We start from the raw sequence: 26428 nt of genomic DNA on the forward strand, positions 1-26428 counted from the left end.
GGCGCCTCAGTGGGCGAGGATCTTGCGCAGGAAGCGCCCCGTGTGACTCTCGTCCACCAGCGCGACCTCCTCCGGCGTGCCGCTGGCCACGAGCGTGCCGCCACGGGACCCGCCCTCGGGCCCCATGTCGATGATCCAGTCGGCGGTCTTGATCACATCGAGGTTGTGCTCGATGACGATCACCGTGTTCCCGCCGTCCACCAGCCGCCCGAGCACCCCGAGCAGCCGCCGGATGTCCTCGAAGTGCAGACCGGTGGTCGGCTCGTCGAGGACGTAGATGGTCCGCCCGGTCTGCCGCCGCTGCAGCTCGGAGGCGAGCTTGACGCGCTGCGCCTCACCGCCGGACAGCGTGGTCGCCGGCTGCCCCAGCCGCACGTACCCCAGGCCGACGTCGTTGAGCGTCTGCAGGTGCCGCTTGATCGCGGGGATCGCCTCGAAGAAGCCCAGGGCCTCCTCGATCGGCATGTCGAGCACCTCGGCGATCGTCTTGCCCTTGTAGTGGACCTCCAGCGTCTCCCGGTTGTAGCGGGCGCCGTGGCAGACCTCGCAGGGGACGTAGACGTCGGGCAGGAAGTTCATCTCGATCTTGATGGTGCCGTCGCCCGCGCACGCCTCGCAGCGCCCGCCCTTGACGTTGAAGCTGAAGCGCCCCGGCTGGTAGCCGCGCACCTTCGCCTCGGCCGTGGCCGCGAACAGCTTGCGCACGTGGTCGAAGACCCCGGTGTAGGTGGCCGGGTTGGAGCGCGGCGTGCGCCCGATCGGCGACTGGTCCACGTGGACCACCTTGTCGACCTGGTCCATGCCGTTGATCCGGGAGTGCCGCCCCGGCACCGTGCGCGCGCCGTTGAGCTCCTTGGCCAGCGCGTTGTACAGGATGTCGTTGACCAGCGTCGACTTCCCTGACCCCGACACGCCCGTGACGGCCGTGAACACGCCCAGCGGGAACTCGATGTCCACGCCCTTGAGGTTGTGCTCGCGCGCGCCCTTGACCGTGATCTGCCGCTTCTTGTCGCGCTTGCGGCGCTTGGCGGGGATCGGGATGCTCCTGCGCCCCGACAGGTACGCCCCCGTCAACGACTCCTCGCTGGCGAGGAGGTCCTGGACGGTGCCGGAGACCACGACCTGGCCGCCGTGCTCACCCGCGCCGGGGCCGATGTCGACGACCCAGTCGGCCGCCGCGATCGTGTCCTCGTCGTGCTCGACGACGATCAGCGTGTTGCCCATGTCGCGCAGCCTGATCAGCGTGTCGAGCAGGCGCATGTTGTCGCGCTGGTGCAGGCCGATGGACGGCTCGTCCAGCACGTACAGGACGCCGACCAGGCCCGAGCCGATCTGCGTGGCCAGCCTGATGCGCTGCGCCTCGCCGCCCGCCAGGGTCGCGGCGGCGCGGTCCATGGTCAGGTAGTCGAGGCCGACGTCGAGCAGGAAGCCCATCCGGGCGTTGATCTCCTTGACCACCCGCTCGGCGATCTGCATGTCGCGGTCGGACAGCTTGAGCGCGGCCAGGAACTTGGCGCACTCGCCGATCGACATGCCCGAGACCTCGGCGATCGACTTGCCCGAGACGGTGACCGCGAGGCTGACCGGCTTGAGCCTGGCCCCCTTGCAGGCGGGGCACGGGATCTCGCGCATGTAGCCTTCGAAGCGCTCGCGCGCGGCGTCGCTCTCGGCCTCGGCGTGCCGGCGCTGCACCCACGGGATGACGCCGTCGTAGGTCGTGTAGTAGGAGCGCTGGCGGCCGTAACGGTTGCTGTAGCGGACGTGCACCTGCTCGTCGTGCCCGTACAGCAGCGACTTCTGCGCCTTCTTCGGCAGCCGGTCCCACGGCGTGTCGAGCGTGAACCCGACCGCGTGCCCGAGCGCCTCGATCAGCCTGGAGAAGTACTCGCTGGTGTGACCGCCGGACCACGGGTGGAGGGCGCCGTCGCCGAGCGTGCGCTCGGGATCGGGCACCACCAGGTCGGGGTCCACCTCCATCTTGGTGCCCAGGCCCGTGCACTCGGGGCAGGCGCCGAAGGGGGAGTTGAAGGAGAACGAGCGCGGCTCCATCTCCTCGAACGACAGGTCGTCGTAGGGGCAGTAGAGGTGCTCGGAGTAGAAGCGCTCGCGGCCCGGGTCGCCTTCCGGCAGGTCGACGAACTCGAGCGTGATCGTGCCGCCGGAGAGCTGCAACGCGGTCTCGACCGAGTCGGTGAGCCGGCGCCGTGCCGACTCCTTGACCGACAGGCGGTCGACGATGACCTCGATGTCGTGCTTCTCGTACTTCTTCAGCGTCGGCGGCTCCTCCAGCCGGACCACGGTGCCGTCGACCCTGGCCCGGGCGAAGCCCTTGGTCTGCAGCTCGCGGAACAGCTCGGCGTACTCGCCCTTGCGCTGCCTGATGACCGGCGCGAGCACCTGGAAGCGGGTGCCCTCCTCCAGCTCCATCACCCTGTCGACGATCTGCTGCGGCGACTGGCGGGCGATCGGCCGCGCGCACACCGGGCAGTGCGGCTTTCCGATGCGCGCCCACAGCAGCCGCAGGTAGTCGTAGACCTCGGTGATGGTGCCGACGGTCGAGCGGGGGTTCTTGCTGGTGGCCTTCTGGTCGATGGAGACCGCGGGCGACAGGCCCTCGATGAAGTCGACGTCGGGCTTGTCCATCTGGCCGAGGAATTGGCGGGCGTACGCCGACAGGGACTCGACGTAGCGCCGCTGGCCCTCAGCGAAGATCGTGTCGAAGGCCAGGCTCGACTTGCCCGAGCCGGACAGGCCGGTGAAGACGATCAGCGAGTCTCGCGGCAGGTCGAGCGAGACGTCCTTGAGGTTGTGTTCTCGTGCACCACGCACGATGAGGCGGTCTGCCACGGCGATCCCGGAAGTCGAAAGGCGGATAGGTCCACGGGGGATGGTAGACGGCGGCTCCGACAATTTCGGCGGCCCGCTTCGCGGCCCCCGAAAATCCGTCCCTCACAGGTTACGGGCAACTCCCCCGCAGGAAGGAGCCCTTCAACATTCAACCTCCTGACCTGCGGCTTTATGCCCGCCCTGCCACGCCACCCTAGATGACAAAATCCCTGGACATGACCGTCCTACCTGCGCTGCAGGCCGAGCTCGCCTCGGCGACGAACCAGCTGCTGGCCACGGCCGCGACCCTCTCCGGCGCCGACGCCGCCGCACCCTCTCTCCTACCCGGCTGGACCAGAGGACACGTCCTCGCCCACCTCGCCAGGAACGCCGACTCCTACATCAACCTGCTGACCTGGGCGAAGACCGGCGTCCGCACCCCTCAGTACACCTCCCACGAGGCCAGGTCGGCCGAGATCGAGGCCACCGCCGCCCGCCCGGCGGCCCGTCTCCTGGCCGACGTCGAGGACGGGGCGGCCCGTTTCGCCGCCGCCGTCCGCGACCTCCCCGCGCACGCCTGGTCGGCGCCGGTGGAGGGGATGCGCCCGCCGCCCCACCCCGCCTGGTACGTGCTCGTACGCCGCCTGCGCGAGGTCGGCATCCACCACGTGGACCTGGCAGCCGGATACGGCCCGCCGGACTGGCCGGAGCCGTTCGTCCGCCGCGAGCTGCACGACATCCGCCGCACCTGGTCACGCGAGCACAGCACGGTGAGCGAGATCGTGCTCACGGAGCGCGCCCCGGACGGCGGCGAGGCGGCGGTGATCTGGCCGGGGCTCGGTCAGGGACCGGCCGTCACGGGCACGCCACGCGACATGCTTGCCTGGCTCACCGGCAGGTCCGGGGGGCAGGGCGTTAGTCTGTTGCCCGCGGGGCAGTCGCATCTGCCAGGTCCCGGGGGCGCCGATCTTCCAGAGCCGCCACCGTGGCTGTCGATGCCGGCCCCCGCTGATCTACCCGCGACGCCCCCGAAGGACTACCCATGACCTATACAGGTGACGTCCAGGTCGGCGGCCCCGCCGACGTGCGCGAGCTGCCCGCGCTGACGATCTGCAAGCTCGCCGTCGGCCCGTACGACAACAACGCCTATCTGCTGCGCTGCACCGAGACCGGTGAGGGCCTGCTCATCGACGCGGCGGCCGACTCCGACCGGCTGCTCGCCCTCATGGCCGACCAGCCGGTCGGCACGATCGTCACCACCCACCAGCACGGCGACCACTGGCAGGCGCTGGAGCAGGTGACGAAGGTGACCGGCGCGCAGGTCATCGCCCACCCGCTCGACGCGCCCGCCCTGCCCGTGCCCGTGGACCGCACGGTCGAGCACGGCGACACGATCACGGTCGGCGCGGTCACCCTGGAGGTCATCCATCTGCGGGGGCACACACCGGGCTCGATCGCGCTGCTGTACGACGGCGGCGACGAGGCCGGGCCTCACCTGTTCACCGGCGACTCGCTGTTCCCCGGCGGCGTCGGCAACACGTGGGACGACTCCGAGCGTTTCACCCAGCTCTACGCCGACGTGGTGGAGCGGATCTTCGACCGCCTGCCCGACGAGACCTGGGTCTACCCGGGCCACGGCAAGGACACCACGCTGGGCGTGGAGCGTCCCGCGCTGCCGGAGTGGAAGGCCAGGGGCTGGTAGCCGGGTCGCGGGCGGCTCACTGGCGAGCGGCCAGCACGCGGACGATCCGGTCGGCCGCCAGGGCGGGATCGTCGGTCAGCCCGACGAGCTCGCCCCACGACCACCGGTAGAACCACCCCTCGGAGAGGGGCACGCAGTCGACTGTCTCGGCCAGCATGACCGTGTCGGGGTGGCTGATGCGCAACGCGGGCGGGTACGACCGCAGCAGGGCGGTCAGCCCGCGTTGCTCCAGCTCCGTGGCCAGCTTGCCGAGATGGTACGTGCGCGTGTGCTCGCGCGGCGTGGCCGACATGGCTCCATCAAAGCCGAAGTATGACGAAAAATCCCGCCACTTGCGGATCGGTTAGCCTTTGTAGTGCCCGACGCGCTGGGCTTCCTTGCGCTGCTCGCGCTTGTAGAACAGGACCCGCAGCGGGATCGCCGCCACGAGCGCGATCTGCATGGTCGCGCCGATCTTGATGGGCAGGTCGCCGCCCGAGGGCCAGGCCACCCAGAACGTGAGGAACGCCACGTTCACCATGATCCACCCGAGGACGACCGCCGCGAGCTGCCCCTTCGGCTTGGGGTACTCGATGCGGCTGACCATCAGCCAGGCCACGCCGAGCACGGCCAGCAGCGACCAGACACTCGGCTGGAACAGCAGCACGATGGAGATCACGGTCATGGCGCCCATCGGGATGGGCAGCCCCATGAAGTCGCCGCTCTTGGTCTTGACGCAGGCGAACCTGGCCAGGCGTACGACACCGGCGACGAGCACGGCCGCCGCCGCGGCCAGCACCGCCATGAACGGCACCTGCTGCGTGAAACCGCCCCAGATCACGACCATGAACGCGGGCGCGAACCCGAAGCTGATGACGTCGGCGAGGTTGTCGAGCTCGGCGCCCATCGCCGAGGCGCGGAAGCGGCGCGCCACGAGCCCGTCGAACAGGTCGCAGGTCGCGCCGATGAGCAGCAGCACGATGGCGGTCGCGAAGTAGCTGGGAGCGGGCGTGAACCGCCCGCCGTCGACCTGGAGCTGCTGGATGGCGGAGTAGGCCAGCACGCACACCGCGAGGAACCCGCAGACGGCGTTGCCGAGCGAGAGCGAGTCGGCGGCGGACAGGCGGAACGCCTTGCCGACCGGGCCGCGAGGCTCTTCCTCTTCCGCCTGCCAGCTACCGGCGTCAGCCGCGGTCAATTCTGGTCACCCCCGCCACCGTCTTCTGGCCCACGGACACCGCGGGAGCGATCCCTTCGGGCAGGTAGATGTCGACCCGCGAACCGAACCGGATGAGCCCGATCCGCTCGGCCTGCTCCACCTTGGCCCCGGCGGTCAGGTACGGCACGATCCGGCGCGCCACGGCGCCCGCGATCTGCACCATCTCGATGTCGCCCAGCGTGGTCTCGAAATGCCACACCACGCGCTCGTTCTGGTCGCTGTCCTTGTTGAACGCCGGCAGGAACCCACCTGCCACATGCTGCACGGAGGTGACATTTCCCGCAAGGGGGGCACGGTTGACGTGCACGTTCAGCGGGCTCATGAAGATCGCGACCCGGGTGCGGCCGTCGGGCCACGGGTCGATGCTCTGCACCACGCCGTCGGCGGGCGACAGCACGCGGCCCTCGCCCGGCGTGCGGTCGGGGTCGCGGAAGAACCAGAGCATGCCCCCGGTGAGCGCGCTCAGCGGCACCGCCGCGAGTGCCCATCGCCGGTCTCGGCGCGTCAGCAGAGCGGAGGCGGCCGCCGCAGCCGCCGTCGGGAGGAGCCACGGGGAGACCCCGCGCGCGAGCCTCATGCGGCTCGGCTTAGCAGAATCGTCTGACACGTACAACCTTTGGTGGTTACTGGACAAGGCGCTTTGCCGTGATGTTACAGAACCCGCAACCATGACACGGCAGAACTACACAAGCAAAGCGCCTCGAAGCCCATTTCGCTAGACCTGCTCCGGATGCGGCTCCTCGCCCTTGCGCGCGTCGATGCGGGCCTTGACCAGGCTCGCCACGGTGGTGATGACCATGGTGGCGCCGATGACCGAGAGCGACACCCAGATGGGAATTTCGGGCGCCCAGGAGACATGGCTGGAGTGCAACGCCTCCAATACGAGCTTAACCCCGATGAACCCCAGGATGAACGCCAAACCGTAGCTGATGTACACGAGCCGCTGCAGCAGCCCGCCCAGCAGGAAGTAGAGCTGACGCAGCCCCATCAGGGCGAACGCGTTGGCCGTGAAGACGATGAAGGGGTCCTTGGTGAGCCCGAAGATCGCCGGAATCGAGTCGAGCGCGAACAGCAGGTCGGTGCTGCCGATGGCGACCATCACGATGAGCATCGGCGTCACCATGCGCTTGCCGTCGATCTTGACGGTGACCTTGGAGCCGACGTAGGTCTCGGTGGTCGGGAAGGCCCGGCGCACCCACCGCAGCACGACGTTCTCGTTGAACTCCTCATCGTCGCCCTTGAGATGCTGGCGGACGATGTTGATCGCCGTGTAGACGAGGAAGGCGCCGAAGACGTAGAACAGCCAGCCGAACCGCTCGAGCGCCGCCGCGCCCAGCGCGATGAAGATGCCGCGCATCACGAGCGCGAGCAGGATGCCGACGAGCAGCACCTTGTGCTGGTACGCCTTGGGGACGGCGAACCGGCTCATGATGATGAAGAAGACGAACAGGTTGTCGACGCTGAGGCTGTATTCGGTGATGTAGCCCGCGAAGAACTCTCCGGCTCTGTCGCCTCCGGAGGTGAACCACAGCAGAATTCCGAACGCCACGGCGAGAGCGACATAGAAGGTGACCCAGTAGCCGGCCTGCCGCATGGAGAACTCACGTGCTTCTCCGCGGTCGACGATCCACAAGTCAACGGCAAGGACGACAAGAAGACCGCCGATCACGGCGATCCAGGCCCACAAAGGTTCAGTCACTCAGACCCTCCGGCAAGCATGCTTCAGCGCCGGAGGTCTCTCCCGCCCGCGGAAAACTGCGGACCGGCAGCCCCGGGGGCCCCGTGGAGCGGGGCTGCACCGTGATGACGAGGCTGTCGCGAAGGGATACTCCCCTCCCTAACCCAGGCAGTATATGAGAACGCATGGACCACGCGTAATCATCCTCCGGGCGTCATGCCCGGTACACCCCGAGCACGTCCGCCACGACCTCGTCGCTCCCGGGCATCTCCCGCCCCCGCCGCTCGGCCGCCGCTGCCAGCGTCCGCGCAGTTCCAGGCGTCTCCAGCAGCTCCCGTACGGCTTCGCGGAACTTCTCCGCCTCCCCGTAGGGCACGAGGATCCCGGCGTCCCCGAGAATCTCAGGAATCCCGCCCACCTTGGAGGCGATGGCCGGTGTCCCGGTCATGAGCGCCTCCCTGAGCGTGAGCGGCTGCCCCTCCCACCGGCTCGGCATCAGCAGCGCGACGGCCGCGCCGAGCAGGTCGGGCACGTCGTCCCGGTTGCCCAGCAGCACGACGGGCAGCCCCTCGGCGTCGATCCTGCGCTGCAGCTCGCCCCGCAGCGGCCCTTCCCCGGCCACGACGAACAGCGGCTCCCCGCCTCCCCCGCCCGGCGCTCCCGGCGACCCGTGAACACCTCCACCCGCGGCTCCGGCCGACGACCCGTCAGCACCCCCACCCGCGGCGCCAGCCGACCCGTCAGCACCCCCACCCGCGGCGCCAGCCGACTCATCAGCACCCCCACCCGCCGCTCCAGCCGACCCGTCAGCACCCCCACCCGGCACTCCCGCCGGCCCGTCGCCGACGGCGCGCCACGGCCCGGCCGCGATGTCGAGCAGCGTCTCCAGCCCCTTCTGCTGGGCCAGCCTGGCGACGGTGAGCAGGATGGGCCGGTCCCCCGCCTGCAGTTCGTCCCTGATCTCCTGAGGCGTCCGCTTCGCCGGCCGCGGCACGGGCGCCGCCACCATGGCCGCCCGGACGTCACGAGCGCCGAGTCGCCGCATCCGCTCGGCCAGGTCCGGCGAGACGGTGAGCACGTGCCCGGCCCGCCGTGCCACGATCCGCTCCAGCACCCCGTAGACGAGACCCACGAACCCGCCCGCGGTCAGCGCGTTGTGCAGGGTCACCACCGGGCCCCGCCGCCCCAGCGCGGCCAGCGCCCCGGCCCGCAGCCCATGGGCGTGCACGACGTCGGCGCCCCGGGTCAGCCGCCGGACCGCCAGCACCGCCCGCAGGTCGTTCACGGGATGCGGCCGGTCGGAGACGGGCACCTCGACGAACCTGGCCCCCGCGCCGCCGAACGAGAACTGCTCCTCGACACTCCCCGGCCCGATCACGAGCACCTGGTGCCCGCGCCGCACGAGCCCCTCCACGAGCATCAGCACATGCCGCCCGGTGCCGCCCGACGTGGTGCCCAGCACGAAAGCCACCCGCACGCCCCGCTCCCTCCTCATCCCGTCACCACGATCCTGCCGCCACCGAGCACTCAGCCGTCCCCGGCCCCACCACACCGAGCACTCAGCCTCGCCGCCCCATCACTGAGCACCTCAGTTCGTTCCCGCCGCTACCCCCGAGCACCTCAGTTCGTTCCGCCGCTACCCCCGAGCACCTCAGCCGTTCCCGCCGCCACTTCCGGGCGCCTCAGTCGTTCCCGCCCCGCCGCAGCAGCTGGGTCACCGCCGCCGCATCGGCCCGGTCCACCAGGGCCACGACGGCCCCGCCCACGACGAGCGCCACGACCGCGCCCAGCACCGCCGCCCCCGCGTTCGCCCACACGCCGCTCACACCGAGCAGCGCCACCGCGCCGGCCCCCGCGAGGTACCCCAGCACCCCTCCGGCGACCGCCGCCGCCCCGGCCCTGACGAGCCCGGCCACGGCCGCGCGCCCGCGTGCCCGCACCACCGACCACAGCAGCATCCCGCCGCCCACGCTCATGCCCACGCTCATCCCGAGCGCCATCCCGCCGATCTCCCACTCGTCGGGCAGCACCACCACGAAGACGGTCTGCGCCACCATCACGACACCCCACCCGGCCACGGTCCCGACGGCCACCGCCCGCCCCCGGCCGGCCGCGTACAGCACCCGGCTCAGATGCGCGATGAGCCCGTATCCGACGAGCCCCGGCGTGAACAGCGCGATCGCCGCCGCCAGCTGCTCCGGCGGCACCTCGCTCTTGTCCGCCAGGAACACCACGGCGCCGGGCCCCGACGCGGCGGCCAGCATGCCGGCGGCCAGCCCCGACACCAGCACCACGGCCCGGGTCGTGCGCGCCGCCAGCGCCGCGAACGCCTCGGGCTCTCCCGCCTGCGCCGACAGCCGGGGGAACGCGCTGGTGGCGATGGGCACGGCCAGCACCGCGTAAGGCACCAGGTAGATGGCCCACGCGTAGTTGTAGACGGCGATGGCCCCGTTGCCGATCGCGTGGTTCGACAGGACCAGCACCACGATCATGGCCGCCTGCTGGGCGAGGAGCGCCGCGATGCCCGCCAGCGCGAGCCTGCGCACCTGCCCGGCCACCCCGTCGGGGAACCGTAAGGTCGGCCGCCACCGCAGCCCCAGCCGCGCCACGGGCCCGATCACGGCCAGCACCAGCGACAGCACGCCCAGGCTCGTGCCCACCGACAGCGCCAGCTCGGCGGGCCTCGGCACCGCCCCCGGGTCGCTCTCCCCGCCGCTGAGCGGCACGAACAGCAGGTACGCCACGATGACCACGATGCTGGACACCAGGGGCGCGACCGCCGGCCCGGTGAACCGCTTGTGCGACTGCAGCACGCCGTAGAGCACCACGGCGACGCCGTACAGGGGGATCTGGGGAGCGAACACGACCAGCATGCGCGTGGCGACCGCGCTCACCTCGCCCACCTCGCACCGGTCGATGGCGCCGCCGAAGAACAGCCCGACGATCGGCCCGGCGAACACCGCCAGCAGCACGCCCACCGGGACGAGCACGACCAGCACCCAAGTGAGCAGCGCCGAGCCGATCCACCCCGCCCGCTCCCGCGAGCCCCGATCGGCGGCACCGGCCAGCATGGGCACGACCATGCCCGCCAGCGCGCCGCCGGCCACGACCTCGAAGATGATGTTGGGGATCTGGTTGGCCGTCATGTAGGCCGTGGACAGGCAGTTGGTGCCGACGGTGGTGGCGAACGCGTACTGCTTGGCGAACCCGATGACGCGCGCCAGCACGGTGATCGCCCCGATGAGCATCGCGCCGCCCGCGACGCCCCGCGCCGTCACCACACCCACCCGGCCTCCCTCAGCCATCTACGCTACGCAGACATCCTGGCAGGCCGGGCCGACAGTCGGGGAACGCGGATCACACGGGGTCGACCGGGCGGCGGCCGAGCATGTCGATGCCGTTGAGCACCCGGTTGCCGGCGATGACCTTGGTGAAGCTGACCTTCTCCGCCGCCGCCGTCAGCGCCACGACGGTGCCCAGCAGCGCGTACCGGCCGGGCCTGCCCAGCTCGGTGACGGCGGCCAGGCCGAGCAGGGCGCCCAGGGCGTTCGCGCCTGCGTCGCCGAGCATCGCGCGCTCGCCCAGGTCCTCCGGCAGCAGCGCGGCGGCGGCGCCGAGCGGCGCGGCGGCCAGCGCGGCCGTGGCGGGCGAGCCGCGGAACAGCGCGGCGGCCAGCAGCGGCCCGCCGGTCAGCAAGCCGACCTTGATGGCCCGGCCGGGGCGCAGGTCGAAGAGGTTGGCGAGGTTCGCGGTGGCGGCGATGGTGGCGCCGTTGGCCAGGGTGTCGACGGGGCCCTTGGAGACGAGCGCGGCGGCGGCCAGGCCACCGGCGCCGATGCCGAGGATCTTGACGGCGCCGCTGGTGACCTCGCCGCGGGCCAGCGCGCTGAGGTGCCCCTTGAAGCCCTTGGACGAGGTGGTGCCGTAGAGGTCGTCGTAGGCGCCCACCGCGCCGCTGCCGACGCCCGCGAGCAGCGCGGCGGCGCGCACCCGGGGGGGCAGGCCGGGCGTGAGCGCGACGGCGGCGCCGGCGCCGGCCGCGAACGCGGGGCCTTCGAGCAGAGTGATGGGCTCGCCGCGGTGGTTCTTCCTGGTCCAGCGGCCGCTCAGATCGGCGGGCCGGCCGCGGGTGAACGCCGTGTAGGCGGCGCGGGCGGCCACGGCGCCGATCGCGGCGCCGGCGATGGCGTACAGCAGGCCACGGGCCCGGCTGGCAGGCATGTCAGCTCCCTGACGTGGTGGTGGGGGACGGGGTCGCGGACGTCACCGCGGGGACGGGGGCCGAGGCTCCCTTGCCCACGCCGTACTGGCCGGCACGCCCGGACATCTGCTCCCGGAGAGAGTAGACGATCGCGACGCGCCCCACGGGCATGTCGGCGGTATCCACCGTGGACACGCGCTTGGAGACCTCGCCCTCGTCGCGTACGGCGCTGATCGCGTCGCCGGGCGAGGCCGCGGAGTCGGCCATCCCGGCCAGCACCGTTCCCTGGCTGCCGACGTCGAGCCCGTCGGCGACGGAGACGATCGCGCCCGCCTGCGTCTCGGCGTTCTCCCCCTCGTACGCCCGCTCCGGCGCGAACATCACCACGAGCGTGGCCCGCTTGACCGGGTCGCCCTCGGCGGTGAGCAGCCCGCCCGCCTCGAACGTGCTCAGGACGTCGGCGGTGGCGGGGTTCGGCGTGCCACCCTGGGCCTGGTCGGTCGTGACCAGGGCGGCGGCGAGCAGCGCGGCGGCCCTGTCCCAGCTCGTCGCGGTGGCGGGGAAGACCATGTTGACCGGCTTGAGCTGGTTGACCAGGCCGTCGAGCACGCCCTTGGTCTTGGGGTCGAAGAACTTCTCGCTCAGCGCGACCCGGCCGGAGATCTCCGCGCCCGCCTGGTCGAGCACCTGCTCGGAGGCCTCGCGCACGGCGTTGCTGGAGCCCGGCGACTCGACCAGCAGCACCCGCTGGCCGGCCAGGTCGCCGGCCACCAGGTCGGCCGTGGCCGAGATGATGAACTGGTCGTTGCCGGCCTCGCGCCCGCGGAGGGTGTCGATCTGCGCGCGCAGCTCGTCGTTGGACGCGGTGAGCCCCGCGGTCACCTCCTCGATGGACTTGACCGCCGGCCCCTGCAGCAGGGTGGTGCCCAGCACGATCCCCACCGCGAGGGCCAGGAAGATCGCGACGGTGGAGACGAGGTGGTAGCGAAAATCGATCACGAGAAGAGTCCGACCAGCCAGAAGATGAATGCGTTCCAGAGGTCTTGCAGGCCGTTCAGCCAGGTGCGGCCGAGGGGCGACAGGCCGAGCGCGACCCCCATGGTGATCAGCGCTGTGATCACGAGCAGGAGCAGTTGGGAGGTGGTGATGCGGCTGCGGTAGAGCCTGCTGACGCCCTTGGCGTCGATGAGCTTGCTGCCGATGATCAGCCGGGTGAGGAAGGTGCTGGCCATGCCGGAACGGCCCTTGTCGAGGAACTCCTCCAGCGTGCCGTGCGTGCCGACCGCGACGATGAGCTCGGCGCCCTTGTCGTCGGCCAGCAGCATCGCGATGTCCTCGCTGGTGCCGGTGGCGGGGAAGATCACCGCTTCCCGGCCGAGCTGGTGCACGCGCTCCAGGCCGGGGGCCCTGCCGTCGCGGTAGGCGTGCACGACGAGCTCGGCGCCGCAGGTCAGGGCCTTGGTGGAGACGGAGTCGAAGTCGCCGACGATCACGTCGGGCAGGTAGCCGGCCTCCAGCAGCGCGTCGGCGCCGCCGTCCACGCCGACGAGGACGGGACGGTACTCGCGGATGTACGGGCGCAGCGTGGCGATGTCTTCCTTGTAGTGATACCCACGCACCACGATGAGGACGTGTCTGCCCTCCATGGGGGTGCGGATCTCAGGCACGCCGACTCCGTCGATGAGAAGCTTGCCCTCACCACGAACGTACTCCATCGTGTTGACGGCGAAAGCCTCGATCTGCACGGCGAGGCCGGCGCGCGCCTCCGCCATCGCGGACTCGACGGTCTCCAGGCTCTGCTGCTCGCCCTTGCCGACCACGTCGTCGTCGAGGTAGACGACCCCGTCGCAGACGCGTACGACGTCGCCGTCCTTGACCCGCTCGAACAGCTCCTGGTTGGCGTTGTCGATGAACGGCACGCCGTTGTCGAGCAAGATCTGCGGCCCCAGGTTGGGGTAACGGCCGCTGATGCCGCTGGCGACGTTGACCACGGCCGCGGCGCCGCACGCGACGAGCGCCTCCGCGCTGACCCGGTCAACGTCGACATGGTCGATAATGGCGATTTCCCCGGGCTGGAGGCGTTTGGTGAGCCTCTTGGTACGCCGGTCGATCCTCGCCACTGCCGTTACACCGGGAAGGCCCTCGACCTTCCTACCGCGGAGGCCCGGCATTCTGCTTCCCGGAACCTTCATCAAGACCATCCTGCCAGAGCGAAACAGCGCGGAGGCCACGCATGGCGCGGCGTGTCCGCTATGTCACCCAGGATCACCTGTCCGCTGCCGCCAGGCCCAGGAGTTCCTCCGCGTGGGCCCGGCCCAGCTCGGAGTCCTCCATACCGGCCAGCATGCGGGAGAGTTCGCGTACGCGGCCCTCATGGTTGAGCGTGACGACACCACTGCGCACGACGCTGCCGTCGCTCGCCTTCTCGACCACGAGATGCTGGTCGGCGAACGCCGCCACCTGCGGCAGATGTGTGACGACAATCACCTGCGCGGTGCGGGCCAGCCTGGCCAGCCTGCGCCCGATCTCGACCGCCGCCTTCCCGCCGACCCCCGCGTCGACCTCGTCGAACACGAACGTCGGCACGGGGTCGGCGCCGGCGAAGACGACCTCGATCGCGAGCATCACGCGGCTCAGCTCACCGCCGGAGGCGCCCTTGTTGAGCGGCAGCGGCGGCGCGGCGGGATGCGCGGCCATCCGCAGCTCCACCTCGTCGCGCCCCTCGGGGCCGAACTCCGCGGCCTGGGTGAGCTGGACCACCACCCTGGCGTGCGGCATGGCCAGCGCCGTCAGCTCCTCGGTCACGGCCTGGCCGAACCGCTCGGCGGCGGCCTGGCGCACGCCGGTGAGCTGGTCGGCCAGCTCGGTGAGGCGGGCGGTCAGCTCGTCGTACTCGCGGGTCAGCTCGTCGATGCGCTCGTCGTCGCCCTCCAGCTCGGCCAGGCGGGCGGCGGCCTGCTGCGCCCAGGCCAGCACGCCAGTGCTGTCCTCGGCGTACTTCCTGATCAGGCTGGACAGCACCGACCGGCGCTCCTGCACGGCAGCCAGCCGCGCCGGGTCCGCCTCGATCGACTCCGCGTACGACGCCAGGTCGGTGGCCACGTCGGAGATCAGGTATCCGGCCTCGGCCAGCCGGTCGGCCACCCCGGCGAGCTGGGCGTCGAAGTCGCGCACCGCCTCGACGGCCGCCCGCGCCTCGCCCAGGAGCGAGATCACGTCGTGCGGGCCGCCCGCGGCCTCCATCGGGTCGCCGAGCAGCGCCGTGTGCGCGGTCGTCGCGGCACTGCGCAGGGCGTCGGCGTGCGAGAGCCGCTCCTCCTCGCTGCGCAGCTCGTCGTCCTCGCCCGGCTTGGGGTCGACCTTCTCGACCTCCTCCAGGCCGAACCGCAGCAGGTCGGCCTCCTGCGCCCGCTCCCTGGCCCTGGTGGTCAGCTCCTCGATCTGCGCGGCCACCTGCTTGTGCCGCTTGTACGCCTGGGAGTACGCCCGCAGCGGCTTGACCAGGTCGTTGCCGGCGTACCTGTCGAGCGCGGCCCGCTGCCTGGCCGGCTGCAGCAGCCGCTGCTGGTCCATCTGCCCGTGGACGGCCACCAGGTCGTCGGCGAGGTAGGTCAGCGTGCCCACGGGCACCGTGCGCCCGCCGAGCCACGCCCTGGACCTGCCTTCGGCCGAGACGGTGCGTGAGATGATCAGCTCGCCGTCCTCGGCCTCGCCGCCGATGTCCTCCACCTGCTGGGCGACGCGCCCGCCCGGCTCGATGACCAGCGTGCCCTCCACGCTCGCCCGATCGGCCCCCGGCCGCACGCGCGAGGGGTCGGCCCGGCCGCCGAACAGCAGCCCGAGCCCCGTCACGACCATCGTCTTGCCCGCACCCGTCTCGCCGGTGACCACGTTGAAGCCAGGCGAAAGCTCGAGCACGGCCTCGTCGATGACGCCGAGCCCCTGGATGCGGACCTCCTCGACCCTCGGTCGCACTGCCCACTCCCGTTCACTGCCGTGTCTGACGCCGCTGCCCGCCCCCAGGTGGCCCCTGGAAACGGCCGGTCATTGCCCACGTGATCCTACGCGCTCCGCCCTCCATTCACTCAGGGTCGCGCCCTTCCGCGCCACCCCTGGACGGGAAGCTCGAACTTGGCCACCAGCCGGTCGGTGAAGGGCGCTCCGGTGCTCTCCACGCCGTGCAGCCGCGCCAGGCGTACGGGCTCGGCGCCCCTGCGAACCTCCACCCGGGTCCCGGACGGGAGTTCGAATCTACGCCTCCCATCACACCACAGAACCCCGCCAGGCGTGTCCGGCAGGATCTCAACGGCCAGCGTGGAGCGGGGCGAGACGACCAGCGGCTTGGCGAACAGCGCGTGCGCGCTGATGGGCACCATGAGCAGCGCCTCGACCTCGGGCCAGACGACGGGGCCGCCGGCGGAGAAGGCGTACGCGGTGGAGCCGGTGGGAGTGGCGCAGATCACCCCGTCGCACCCCCATCTGGACAGCGGCCGGCCATCGATCTCGGCGACCACCTCCAGCATGCGCTCCTGCTTCTCGACGGTGGCCTCGTTCAGCGCCCAGGTGTCGGCCAGGACCCGGCCGTTCTGCCTGGCGAGAACATCGACCGTCATGCGCTCCTCGACGTCGTAGCGGCCGGCCACGACGCTGTCGACCGCCGCCGACAGGTCGGCGACCTCGGCCTCGGCCAGGAACCCGACGTGCCCCAGGTTCACGCCCAGCAGCGGCGTGCCCGCCGGCCGGGCCATCTCGGCGGCGCGCAGCAGCGACCCGTCGCCGCCGAGCACGATCATGACCTCGGCGTCCTTGGCGGCGCCGGGGTCGGCCGGCACCGCGTCGGCCTTGTCGCAGCCGATGTCCGCGCACTCGGTGTCCAGCACCCTGACGGTGATGCCGGCGTCGACCAGCCGGTTGATGACCAGCCGGGCGCTCTCGATGGCGGCGCCGCGCCCGGTGTGCACGGCGACCAGCACGGTCCGATTCATTGCGGCCCTTCCGCGACGGCACGCTGGATCTCGGCGTCGAGGTCGGCGACCTGCGGCGCGCCCTCCCCCTTGCCCAGCCAGAGCAGATATTCCACATTTCCCGACGGCCCCGGCAGCGGGCTGGCGGTCACGCCGCGCACGCTCAGCCCCAGCTCCAGCGCCTTGGCCGCGGCGTCGCGCACGGAGCGAGCGCGCAGCCCGGGGTCCCGTACGACGCCGCCCGCCCCGACGAGGTCCTTGCCCACCTCGAACTGCGGCTTGACCAGCATCACGAAGTCGGCGTTCGGCGCGGCGACGCCGGCCAGCGCGGGCAGCACCAGCCGCAGCGAGATGAACGACAGGTCGCCCACGATCAGCGTGGGCGGCTCGCCGACCATCCCGGGGGTGAGGTCGCGCACGTTGACGCGCTCCATGACCGTCACCCGCTCGTCGTTGCGCAGCGACCAGGCGAGCTGCCCGTAACCGACGTCGACGGCGAGCACGTGGCCGGCCCCGCGGCGCAGCAGCACGTCGGTGAAACCGCCCGTGGACGCCCCCGCGTCGAGGCAGCGGCGGCCCGCCACCTTCAGGGCCTCGAACGCGTCGAGCGCGCCGAGCAGCTTGTGCGCTCCGCGGGAGACGTAGTCGGGCCCGTCGTCGGAGGCGGCCACGACGATGGCGGAGGCGGTGTCGACCTGGGTGGCGGGCTTGCGCGCCCGCTGCCCGCCGACACTCACCCGGCCGGCCTCGATGAGCTGCGCGGCCTGCTCACGCGATCGGGCCATGCCGCGGCGGACGAGCTCGCTGTCGAGACGGATCCTGCGGCTCACCGGCGCCCCGCGTCCGCCGACTCCTCACGAGTCGTCTCGTCCACGGCGGCCAGCGTGCTCTCCAGCTCGGAGAACGCCTCGTCGAAGACCGCGACGTGCTCGCTCACCGGCAGCTCGCCCAGCCGGCCGAGGCGGGCCACGACGGCGTCGACCCGCTCGTCACCGGTCTCCTCCGGCACCACACTCATGACTCGACCGTAACGCCTCCCGCGAGCACCCGGGACCTTGGCAGGCGTGTCACGCGTTGAAGCACATACGGGGGTGCTACTGATGTGGAACGCTACCGTCCGCAAAGGGAAGAAGGGATGCGCATCATGGCAAGCGTCGAGGAGTGCCGGGCGGCACTGGCCAAGCTCGTCGCGCAGTTCGACGAGATCGACGAGGAGGACCGCGCCAAACACGTGGTCGAGCGTACGGTCAGCTGCCGGGTGTCCGACCTTGACGTGACCTTCCACGGCCGGCTGCACCACGGGGGGCTGGACCCGTTCACGCAGGAGCCGCCGGCGGACGGCAAGCCGGCCGACGTGAAGCTCACGATCGTGAGCGATGACCTGGTCGCGCTGGTCGACGGGGAGCTGGATCTGGCGCGGGCGCTGCTCGGAGGGCGGGTGAAGATCGACGCGAGCTTCGGCGACCTGCTGCGGCTGCGCCGACTCATCTGAACGTCCGGCCGCCCGCCCCGGGCGGCCGGCCCGCTTGACGCCTCCTGCCGCCCAGATATTTAATGATTTCATTAACTATTATGCGACAGATGAATCAGTATGGGTTTGATCATCGAGGTCGAGCACCTGAGCCGCACCTTCGGCGAGTAGACCGTCGCCGTGGACGGCCTCACCCTGGAGATCCCGCCCGGGGAGATCTTCGGCCTCCTCGGCCCGAACGGCGCGGGCAAGACGACCACGATCAGGATGCTCTCCACGCTGCTGCGGCCCAGCGGGGGCAAGGCGCGCGTGTGCGGGTTCGACGTGGTGCGGGCGGCTGCCGAGGTACGCGGCCGCATCGGCTACGTGATGCAGCAGGTCTCCTCGATGGGTCACTACATGCTGACCGGCAGGGAGAAGGCCGAGATCGAGGCGGCCCTGTACCACGTGCCCAGGCGGCGGCTGAAGGCCAGGGTCGCCGAGGTCCTCGACCTCGTGGGCCTGACGCGGCACGCCGACCGGCTCGTCCAGGAGTACTCCGGCGGCATGCAGAAACGCCTGGACCTGGCCTGCGGCCTGCTGCACCGGCCGGAGCTGCTCATCCTCGACGAGCCCACCCTCGGCCTGGACGTGCAGTCGCGCCACCACATGTGGGAGCACATCCGCGCCCTCTGCGACGCCGGCATGACCGTGCTCCTGGCCACCAACTACCTGGACGAGGCCGACCGCCTCTGCGACCGGCTCACGATCATCGACCACGGCCGCCAGGTGGTCACGGGAACGCCCGCCGAGCTGAAGGCCGCGCTGGCGGCGCAGTCCCTCGACGAGGTCTTCCTCCGTCACACCGGGCACGCACTGCGGGAGGAGCCGCGCTGATGTGGTCACAGGAGGTGCTGGCGCTCTCGCGGCGCTGGCTGCTCATGACGCTGCGGGAACGCCTGAACCTGCTGTTCAGCGTCCTCCAGCCGGCCGTGTGGCTGGTGTTCTTCGCCGGCGGCATGGGCGGCGCGGTGGACGAACGGGTGGTGGGGACAGCCGACTACATCGCCTTCGCGGTGCCGGGCGTCATCGCGTTCACCGTGGTGGGCAACGGGGTGACGGCGGCCATGCCCCTGCTGTTCGACAAGGAGACGGGATACCTGGACAAGCTGCTCAGCATGCCGATCAGGCGCAGCTCGCTGATCGTGTCGCGGTTCGTGTTCCAGGTGGGCATGAACTCGGCCCAGGTGCTGGTGATCCTGCTCGTGGCGCTCGCCCTGGGCGCGCGTCCCGCCTCGGGGCCCTTGGGGGTGCTGGCGATCCTGGCGGCCACGGCGCTGCTCACGCTGGCGCTCACGGCCGCGGCGATGGCGCTGGCCTGCGCGGTGCCCTCGCACGGGACGTTCTTCGCGGTCACCGGGTTCGCCTCGCTGCCGCTGCTGTTCATGAGCAACGCCTTCGTGCCTCTCACGGCCATGCCCGGCTGGATGGAGGCGGTGGCGCGGGTGAACCCGCTCACGTACGCGATCGAGGCGATGCGCCTTCTGGTGTTGCGGGGGTGGGGTGGCGGGGTGCCGTTGTCGCTGGGGGCGCTGGTGGTGGCCTCGGCTCTGCTCCTGACGGTCGGAGCCTGGCAGTTCACCCGCCAGACCAGCCACCGCATCACCTGACCGGCAGCCGTTCGCTCGCCCCGGCCGACCACCGCACGCCCCCACCCCACCCGCCACCAGCCGAGTGGCATCACCGGCCGCCCGTCACCCACCCCCCGTGGGCCGTTGCCCGTGGCCCCTGGACCGTGGGTCGTGGGCGGTGGGCCGTCGGCACTGGGTCGTGGGCGGTGAACCCTCGGCACCCTGGGCCCTGGGCCGTTCATTGGGCACCCATCACCGCTCACCCCACGCGATCGAGCACCGGCTTGACCGCGTCCTCCTCGACCCTCCCCGCACCGGCCACCGCCCAGGCGGCATCGCAGGCGGCCCTCAGCCCGTCGATCCGGCTGCCCTCACCCTCGAGACGCAGCACCCCGTCCCGCCACTCGGCCCGCCATCCCCCGCAAGCACCCTCACGTACCTCGGGGTAGGGCAGGAGCAACGTCCCCAGGTCCTCCCCCATGTACGTGGGCCGATGCCGAGGCTCCGCCGTCAGCACATCGGCCGCCGTCGCCACCCCGGTCAGCACCAGCAGGCTCTCGACCCCCGCGTTGGAGGCCCCCTCGATGTCGGTATCGAGCCGATCACCGACGACCAGCGGCCGCCGTGCCCCCGTACGGATCATCGACTCCCGGTGCAACGGCGGATCAGGCTTGCCCGCGTAGATCGGCTCGACCCCGGTGGCGTGCGCGATCACCCGCACCATGGCCCCGTTCCCCGGCAGCTCCCCCCTTCCGGTCGGCATCGTGCTGTCCGCGTTGGACGCCACGAACAACGCCCCCTGCCTCACCGCCAGTGCCCCCTCCGCCAGCAGCCCGTACGACAGCCCGGGCGCGATCCCCTGCACCACGGCGACGGGCGACTCGGCGGCGGTGGAGACGGGCCGCAGCCCGCGGTCCCGTAGGGCCAGCCGCAACCCGGACCCGCCGACCACGAGCACCTTCGCGCCGGGCGGCACCCGCTCCGCGATCAACCGGGCGGCGGCCTGCGCCGAGGTCACCACGTCCTCGGCCGAGGCGGGCGCACCCAGCTCCCGCAGGTGGGCCGAGATGGCCGCCGGCGTGCGGGAGGCGTTGTTGGTGACGTACGCCAACCGCACACCACGCCGCTGCGCCTTCTCCAGCGCCGCCGGAGCCCCCGGCACCGCGTGGCTGCCCAGATAGACCACGCCGTCGAGGTCGAGCAGCAGGGTGTCATAGCCGTCGATCAGCACAACGCCTCTTCCCGTTTGACTCTCACGTTGCGTGAGACTTTAGCGTCGCCCTCGTACCCACCTAGAGAAGGGATGACCATGTCGGCGAACCTCAACCTCACCGCCGAGGACCGCGCCGAACTGTTCGGCGACTTCGACCCTGACGAGCACGCGGCGGAGGCGGAGCAACGCTGGGGCGGCACCGACGCATGGACGGACGCGATGCGCCGCTCGTCCTCCTACACCAAGGAGGACTGGAAACGCTTCATGGCGGAGGCGGGCGAGATCACCACCCGCCTGGCGGACGCGCTCCGCTCCGGCGCGCCCGCGGACGGCGACCTGGCCATGGACCTGGCGGAGGAACACCGGGCCCACATCTCCCGCTGGTGCTACGAGTGCACGTACGAGATCCACCGCGGCCTCGGCGAGATGTACGTCTCGGACCCTCGCTTCACCGCCTCCCTCGACGCCACGGCCCCGGGCCTTGCCGCCTACCTCCGGACCGCCATCACCGCCAACGCCCAGCGCCACAACGCCTGACCCACCTCCCCTTGAGCCCACGACCCGGAACCCTGCCCCTTCCGGGTCGTACGGCCACAAATCGATCTCTCCCCTGCCCACCGTGGGCAGCTACGGCGACCGCCCACCGGCAACCACACCATGCCAAGCCCAGGTCCTCGCCCCACTCCATGCTCAGGCGCGAACACGCGGCACGTGCACAACCAGCCGCACGCACACCCCGTCAGTACGGACACGAGCCGAGCCGGGAGCCGAAGTCGGAGCCCGGGGCCGGGAGCCGAAGCCTAAACCGGAGCCCAGGGCCGGGAGCCGGGAGCCGGGAGCCGGGAGGCGGCGCCGGGAGCCGAGGGCCGGGAGTCGAGGGCCGGGAGTCGGAGCCGGCAGGCGGGTCGGGGCGGCCGGGTCCGGGAGCCGAAGCCCGAGCCGAGAGCCGGGCCGGAGCCCGGACGAGGGCACAGTCACTTCCACAGCCGCAACGGCAACGCAGCGCAAGGACCCGATCCCCCTTTCGCAGGGAACCTGCCTACGCCCCCACTGCAGGCACCGCCGCACCCGCGCAGGACCCGGTTCGCCTCAAGCCACAGGACCCGAGACTCAACACCCCACCTACATCTCCCGACGAGCCCGCAAGGTGGCACGCACACTCTTCAGAGCCGACACGTAATTCCGCTCGTCCGGTCGCATGGCAACGGCGATGGCCAGCGGTTCCTGCGCCCCTTCCACGTCGCCGGTCCGCCACAACGCCAACCCCAACCCGAAGTAGGCATAATCCTCAGCCGGATTGGCATCCACGATCTGCCGAAAACTGGCCGCCGCCTCCGCATACTGCCGGGAGTTGAACTGCGCCCGCGCCAGCGCCTCCAAGATGCTGCGCGATTCAGGCTCCGCCGCCGCGGCCCGTTCGAGCAATGCCGCCGCAGCAGCGGGGCTGCCCTCCTGCAGCAGCTTCACCCCGCGCTGGTACCAGTCGTACACCCCGCCCCGGGGAGCGCCTCCGCTCTCATCATGAACATTCCCATCCTGACCCATGCGTGAGAACTCCTTCATCGCTGTACGGCGACCTGGCTCCGACCTGCCTCGGAACGGACACGACCGCAACCATGGGGCGACTTCTGGAAGGCGCAAGCATTTGTGGGAGCATGCCCGGTATGGGGACTCCTGAACTGCCGGTACCCGCTGGACTGGTGCTACGGCCCTTCCGAGGCGTGCGTTTCGCTGTCGAAGATCCCGCCAAGGTGACCTCCCCACCGTACGACCTGATCTCCGACGCCGACGTAGAGGTCCTTCTGGACTCCCACCCGAACAACGTCGTCCGCCTCATCCTTCCCTGCTCCTCCCGAAGCAACTCCTCCCCCGGCACACCCACCGACGACGGCCACCCCTCAGCCCCACCCGCCACCCCGTCTCAGCCGGGCCCCTCCCAGACAGCATCCCCGCAGGCAACCCCCTCCGAGGCCGAGTCCCCGCAAGCAGCCCTCTCCCAAGCGGCACCCTCCCAGGCAGCGCCCTCCCAGGCCGCTCCACCACAGTTCCGCCCCGATGCGGCTTCCCCCACCGGAGAAACCCCGCTCCAGCCTCGCTACGCCGTTGCCAGGGACACCCTCAGGGACTGGCTGAACGCAGGCGTCCTGGTGCCGGACGACGTACCCGCGCTGTACGTCTACGAGCAGAGCGGCCCGGACGTTCTGCAACGCGGCCTGATCGGCGACGTTGGCCTGGCTGACCCGAGCCAGCGCATCATCCTCCCTCACGAGGACGTCTTTCCCGGCCCCATCGCCGACCGCCTCGCTCTCATGAGCACCACCCAGGCCAACCTCGAGCCCATCTTCCTCCTGTACGACGGCGACAACGGCACGGCCACGCGCCTGGTGGACGAGGTGGCCTCAGAGCGGCGCCCCCTCGTCTCGGCGCGCACCGAAGACGGCCTGACACACCGCCTCTGGGCGATCACCGCCCCGGAAGAGATCGCCGCGATCAACGCCGACCTCCACCACCGCCAGGCCCTGATCGCCGACGGCCATCACCGGTACGCCACCTACCGCGTCCTCCAACGCCAGGAACGTGCCGCCCGCCACATCCCCCGTCCGACCTCCACCAGCGACACCCATTCCGGGCAACCATCGGCTACCGGCGGCTCAGCAGCTCCGCCCGCCGCCCCCGGCGAAGCCGGTGTGAGCGAGCACGCCGGCACGGGCACCGCCGCTCCCGCGTACGACGAAGCAGCCCTGAGCCCGTGGGACTTCGGCCTGGCCCTGCTCGTCGACTCCCGTGCGTACCCGCCCGACCTCAAGGCCATCCATCGGGTCGTCCAGGGGCTGCCCCTGGACGAGGCCGTGTCCAGGGCCAAGAGCTCGTGGCAGGTGCACGACTACGAGGACCTGGCTGCAGGCCTGGCCGCGCTCGAGAGGGCACCGGAGCCCGCCTTCCTGCTCGCCGGCGAGCAGGGGTCGCATCTGCTCACCGACCCGGACCCGGTCCAGCTTTCCCGCGCCATGCCGCCTGACCGCTCCGACCGCTGGAACTCCCTCAACACCTCCGTGCTCGCCGAGTTCGTCCTGCCCGTGGTGTGGGGCATGCGCGACAACGACCAGACCGTACACATCGTCCACCACGACACGGATGCCGCCGTGAGCCTGGCCATCCGTACCGGCGGCACGGCTGTCATCCTCAAGCCGCTCGTGGTCGATGACGTGCTGGCGATCGCCGCCGGTGGCGAACGAGTCCCCCGCAAATCCACCTCCTTCGGTCCGAAGCCGAGAACCGGTCTGGTTCTGCGCACATTCGCCATCGACTGAGGTAACGGCTCCCAGGCAGGCGTCCAAGCGCATCCACCTTCCCTCTGCACCGCCCCGCGCACGTCAGCTCCTGTAACCCAGCCCTCAGCCACAGCGCCCTTCAGCCAGGCGCCACTCCCGGCCCACACCGGCCCCGCCCCTCCGGTGTCCCTTCAGCCCCCGGCCGGCGCCTCTGCAGAGCCTGCCGCGCGCATCGCGCCGACCAGCCCGATCAGCCGGTGGGTGCCAGGTAGGGCACCTGCCGCGGAATCAGGGCGGCGAGCTGCGCCGGGTCGGCGCCGGTCGCCGGGAGGGCGGGCTCGGGGAGCCGGGGAGGCTCCGGAAGGCCGGGAAGCTCGCCCTCGCACGGCTTGGCGGTGCTCACTTCCACCTCGTAACGCCAGGTCTTGCCGGTGGATGGGCCGTAGACGCGGCATCGGAACGAGCCCGTCACCTCGATGTAGTCCCGAGGTTTGAGGCTGCGGACGACCGCGGCCGTCTCCGGGTTGAACGTGATGCACGGGACGCTGTCACTGAGCGTCGCCCCACGTCTGTGGCGGCGACGGCGAACGATGATGCGCCACTTCGTCAGGGTGTCGCCGCTCGGCAAGGGGTGCTCTTCGGCCGGCGCTGACAGCCTCCCCACCAGCAAGACTTCGTTTCGGTCCACGATCGTCCTCCTGTCGATGCTCTGGTGGAGATCACTCTCTACGATGAGGGGATGCCGGATCGGCTGGAACGCCGTTCTGGGGATAACGGCTGGAGGCTCGGGAGTGCCTGTGGACAACATCACCGCGCTCGGCGGCGACGTCTATGAGATCGACACCAAAATGGCCGGATTCTCGGGCATCACGGCTGGTTATCTGATCCTCAGTGACCGGCCCTGTCTCGTGGAGACCGGCACCTCGACCTCGGCACCCGTGGTACGGGACGCGATCGCCTCGCTCGGCGTCGGCCCGGACGACCTCGCCACGGTGGTCGTGACCCACATCCATCTCGATCATGCCGGGGGTGTCGGCGACATCGCCAGATTCTTCCCGTCCGCGCAGGTCGTCGTACACGAGAAGGGCGCCCGTCACCTCGCCGAGCCGTCACGGCTCATGGCCAGCGCGCGTATGGTGTGGGGCGACCGGCTCGACACCCTCTTCGGCGAGTTGTCCCCCACCGAGGCAGAACGCATCGTCGCCCTCGGCGACACCGGCGCCGTCGACCTGGGCAACGGGCGCACGCTGAGCAGCCACTACTCACCCGGTCACGCGAAACACCACGTGGGGCTGGTCGACTCGGCCACGGGTGATTTGTACGTCGGTGACGCGGCCGGCGTCTATCTGCCCGAGACGGGGGATCTGCGCCCTGCGACCCCTCCGCCGGACTTCGATCTGAAGACCGCGCTCGACTCGATCGCCCTGTTCGAGGCGCTTGAGCCGCAACGGTTGCTGTTCAGCCACTATGGGCCGGTCGAGGCCGTTAGGGAGACGCTTGAACGGTCGGCGGAGGAGCTTCGGGTCTGGGTCGATCTCACCCGGCAGGCCCGGTCCGAGGGCATGGATCTGGATCACGCCGTCGCCATGGTGAGGGAACGCACCAAGGAGCGTTACAGCGCGATGACCGCCGACGAGGCCACGTCCGAACAGTTCGAGCTGTTGAGCGGTGCTCCGTCGAACGTCGCGGGGATCATGCACTGGCTGGACCGCGTCTCGCCATGATCCTCCCCACCACGTACTGCTGCGCACTCCTGCCGTTGGCCGAGCGTGAGGTGGGCGGGGGTTTGAGGGCTTGAGGTAGGAGCCGCGCAGGCACCAGGTACTGTCCGCCCGCCCCTGGGTGACGGCATGCGCCTGCACTGCGAGTGTGCGCCCTGGTGCCGGCGGTGCCCGGGGCATACCCCACGGCGGCGACTCTCCATGCCCCATGGCCGGGCCCCACGGCCGCAGCTCCTCGTGGCGCCATGGCCCCCACCACGCGGCGGCGGCTCTCCATCGCACATGTCCGGCCCCCACGGCCGCGGCTCTCGGGGCGCATACCCCAGGCCACACGGCGATGGCTCTCCGCAACGAATGCCCCAGGCCACAGCGGCGCAGTGCCCCGTCACCTGGCCTGGCGTCCGCCTGGCCAGCATGGAGTCCGCCTTGCCGCCCGGCACACCGGGCACGCCTGGCACGCCCGACACGCCTGCTCGAGGTTGCGTCCACGGGAGTGGTGTACGAGTTTGACCTGGTCAAGAGGCGTGGCGTCGTGAAATGGCGACGGCCATCGCGTGATCCTTCAAAGGCGC

Annotated in this window: 25 protein-coding genes; 8 read left to right on the forward strand and 17 right to left on the reverse strand. The window is 71.0% G+C overall.

Going from position 1 to position 26428, the window contains the following annotated elements; all coding sequences use genetic code 11:
• Positions 1-6: 6 nt before the first annotated feature.
• Positions 7-2847 (reverse strand): excinuclease ABC subunit UvrA, encoded by a 2841-nt coding sequence (gene uvrA / locus AB0I79_RS30015; RefSeq protein WP_357879676.1) that lies wholly within the window; start codon positions 2845-2847, stop codon positions 7-9.
• A gap of 215 nt (positions 2848-3062) precedes the next feature.
• Here uvrA and AB0I79_RS30020 point away from each other — a divergent pair, with 215 nt between their 5' ends.
• Together AB0I79_RS30020 and AB0I79_RS30025 are read left to right on the forward strand one after the other, a co-directional pair.
• Positions 3063-3872, forward strand: coding sequence for a maleylpyruvate isomerase family mycothiol-dependent enzyme (locus tag AB0I79_RS30020; RefSeq protein WP_357879679.1), 810 nt, complete (start codon positions 3063-3065; stop codon positions 3870-3872).
• The gene (locus tag AB0I79_RS30025; protein ID WP_357879682.1) at positions 3869-4528 is read left to right on the forward strand and encodes an MBL fold metallo-hydrolase; all 660 of its coding nucleotides are present in this window, start codon (positions 3869-3871) and stop codon (positions 4526-4528) included. The genes AB0I79_RS30020 and AB0I79_RS30025 overlap by 4 nt, the downstream gene beginning before the upstream one ends.
• Positions 4529-4544: 16 nt before the next feature.
• On the opposite strand, the gene AB0I79_RS30030 is transcribed toward AB0I79_RS30025, so the two are convergent.
• The 13 genes from AB0I79_RS30030 to AB0I79_RS30090 all read right to left on the reverse strand — a co-directional run bounded on the left by AB0I79_RS30030 (position 4545) and on the right by AB0I79_RS30090 (position 17587).
• Positions 4545-4820, reverse strand: coding sequence for a hypothetical protein (locus AB0I79_RS30030; protein WP_357879685.1), 276 nt, complete (start codon positions 4818-4820; stop codon positions 4545-4547).
• Between the two features lie 51 nt (positions 4821-4871).
• Positions 4872-5705, reverse strand: coding sequence for a CDP-diacylglycerol--serine O-phosphatidyltransferase (pssA, locus tag AB0I79_RS30035; protein WP_357879688.1), 834 nt, complete (start codon positions 5703-5705; stop codon positions 4872-4874).
• Positions 5692-6303, reverse strand: a complete 612-nt coding sequence (locus tag AB0I79_RS30040; protein WP_357879690.1) for a phosphatidylserine decarboxylase — start codon at positions 6301-6303, stop codon at positions 5692-5694. Before AB0I79_RS30040 ends, pssA begins: the two co-directional genes overlap by 14 nt.
• A gap of 138 nt (positions 6304-6441) precedes the next feature.
• Positions 6442-7425 carry a TerC family protein gene (locus AB0I79_RS30045; RefSeq protein WP_357879693.1) on the reverse strand — a complete coding sequence of 328 codons (984 nt, stop codon included), beginning with the start codon at positions 7423-7425 and terminating at the stop codon, positions 6442-6444.
• A 193-nt stretch (positions 7426-7618) separates the two neighbouring features.
• A complete protein-coding gene (locus AB0I79_RS30050; protein ID WP_357879696.1) occupies positions 7619-8881 on the reverse strand; it encodes a glycosyltransferase family 4 protein in 1263 nt (420 codons plus the stop codon).
• 205 nt (positions 8882-9086) lie between these two features.
• Positions 9087-10691, reverse strand: coding sequence for a lipid II flippase MurJ (locus AB0I79_RS30055; protein WP_357879699.1), 1605 nt, complete (start codon positions 10689-10691; stop codon positions 9087-9089).
• Positions 10692-10761: 70 nt separating this feature from the next.
• Positions 10762-11625, reverse strand: coding sequence for a hypothetical protein (locus AB0I79_RS30060; RefSeq protein WP_357879701.1), 864 nt, complete (start codon positions 11623-11625; stop codon positions 10762-10764).
• Position 11626: 1 nt separating this feature from the next.
• Positions 11627-12604, reverse strand: a complete 978-nt coding sequence (locus AB0I79_RS30065; RefSeq protein ID WP_357879703.1) for a copper transporter — start codon at positions 12602-12604, stop codon at positions 11627-11629.
• Positions 12601-13797 carry a putative cytokinetic ring protein SteA gene (gene steA / locus AB0I79_RS30070; RefSeq protein ID WP_357879707.1) on the reverse strand — a complete coding sequence of 399 codons (1197 nt, stop codon included), beginning with the start codon at positions 13795-13797 and terminating at the stop codon, positions 12601-12603. Before steA ends, AB0I79_RS30065 begins: the two co-directional genes overlap by 4 nt.
• A 73-nt stretch (positions 13798-13870) precedes the next feature.
• Positions 13871-15580 carry a DNA repair protein RecN gene (gene recN, locus AB0I79_RS30075; protein WP_357879710.1) on the reverse strand — a complete coding sequence of 570 codons (1710 nt, stop codon included), beginning with the start codon at positions 15578-15580 and terminating at the stop codon, positions 13871-13873.
• Between the two features lie 110 nt (positions 15581-15690).
• Positions 15691-16590, reverse strand: a complete 900-nt coding sequence (locus tag AB0I79_RS30080) for an NAD kinase (RefSeq protein ID WP_357879713.1) — start codon at positions 16588-16590, stop codon at positions 15691-15693.
• Positions 16587-17399: a TlyA family RNA methyltransferase gene (locus tag AB0I79_RS30085; protein ID WP_357879716.1), complete on the reverse strand. Its 813-nt coding sequence runs from the start codon at positions 17397-17399 to the stop codon at positions 16587-16589. The genes AB0I79_RS30080 and AB0I79_RS30085 overlap by 4 nt, the downstream gene beginning before the upstream one ends.
• The gene (locus AB0I79_RS30090; RefSeq protein WP_357879718.1) at positions 17396-17587 is read right to left on the reverse strand and encodes a hypothetical protein; all 192 of its coding nucleotides are present in this window, start codon (positions 17585-17587) and stop codon (positions 17396-17398) included. Before AB0I79_RS30090 ends, AB0I79_RS30085 begins: the two co-directional genes overlap by 4 nt.
• 126 nt (positions 17588-17713) lie before the next feature.
• Here AB0I79_RS30090 and AB0I79_RS30095 point away from each other — a divergent pair, with 126 nt between their 5' ends.
• From AB0I79_RS30095 to AB0I79_RS30105, 3 genes are all read left to right on the forward strand, one after another.
• Positions 17714-18061: an SCP2 sterol-binding domain-containing protein gene (locus AB0I79_RS30095; protein ID WP_357879721.1), complete on the forward strand. Its 348-nt coding sequence runs from the start codon at positions 17714-17716 to the stop codon at positions 18059-18061.
• A 159-nt stretch (positions 18062-18220) separates the two neighbouring features.
• Positions 18221-18916 carry an ATP-binding cassette domain-containing protein gene (locus AB0I79_RS30100; RefSeq protein WP_357879724.1) on the forward strand — a complete coding sequence of 232 codons (696 nt, stop codon included), beginning with the start codon at positions 18221-18223 and terminating at the stop codon, positions 18914-18916.
• Positions 18916-19689, forward strand: coding sequence for an ABC transporter permease (locus tag AB0I79_RS30105; RefSeq protein WP_357879727.1), 774 nt, complete (start codon positions 18916-18918; stop codon positions 19687-19689). Before AB0I79_RS30100 ends, AB0I79_RS30105 begins: the two co-directional genes overlap by 1 nt.
• A gap of 220 nt (positions 19690-19909) precedes the next feature.
• Here the strand turns inward: AB0I79_RS30105 and AB0I79_RS30110 are convergent, their stop codons facing one another.
• Positions 19910-20881, reverse strand: a complete 972-nt coding sequence (locus tag AB0I79_RS30110; protein ID WP_357879731.1) for an HAD-IIA family hydrolase — start codon at positions 20879-20881, stop codon at positions 19910-19912.
• Positions 20882-20959: 78 nt separating this feature from the next.
• On the opposite strand from AB0I79_RS30110, the gene AB0I79_RS30115 reads away from it, so the two are divergent.
• A complete protein-coding gene (locus AB0I79_RS30115) occupies positions 20960-21400 on the forward strand; it encodes a TipAS antibiotic-recognition domain-containing protein (RefSeq protein WP_357879734.1) in 441 nt (146 codons plus the stop codon).
• A 585-nt stretch (positions 21401-21985) separates the two neighbouring features.
• Here AB0I79_RS30115 and AB0I79_RS30120 read toward each other — a convergent pair.
• The gene (locus tag AB0I79_RS30120) at positions 21986-22408 is read right to left on the reverse strand and encodes a tetratricopeptide repeat protein (protein ID WP_357879766.1); all 423 of its coding nucleotides are present in this window, start codon (positions 22406-22408) and stop codon (positions 21986-21988) included.
• Between the two features lie 119 nt (positions 22409-22527).
• Here AB0I79_RS30120 and AB0I79_RS30125 point away from each other — a divergent pair, with 119 nt between their 5' ends.
• On the forward strand, positions 22528-24174 hold the full coding sequence (locus AB0I79_RS30125; RefSeq protein ID WP_357879737.1) for a DUF1015 family protein: 1647 nt from the start codon (positions 22528-22530) through the stop codon (positions 24172-24174).
• A gap of 211 nt (positions 24175-24385) precedes the next feature.
• Here the strand turns inward: AB0I79_RS30125 and AB0I79_RS30130 are convergent, their stop codons facing one another.
• Positions 24386-24823, reverse strand: coding sequence for a single-stranded DNA-binding protein (locus AB0I79_RS30130; protein ID WP_357879740.1), 438 nt, complete (start codon positions 24821-24823; stop codon positions 24386-24388).
• Positions 24824-24932: 109 nt separating this feature from the next.
• On the opposite strand from AB0I79_RS30130, the gene AB0I79_RS30135 reads away from it, so the two are divergent.
• The gene (locus tag AB0I79_RS30135) at positions 24933-25859 is read left to right on the forward strand and encodes an MBL fold metallo-hydrolase (protein WP_357879743.1); all 927 of its coding nucleotides are present in this window, start codon (positions 24933-24935) and stop codon (positions 25857-25859) included.
• Positions 25860-26428 lie beyond the last annotated feature (569 nt).

Origin of the sequence: Nonomuraea sp. NPDC050202, from assembly GCF_040656115.1 — a bacterium.
In the GTDB taxonomy this organism is placed as follows: Bacteria; Actinomycetota; Actinomycetes; order Streptosporangiales; family Streptosporangiaceae; genus Nonomuraea.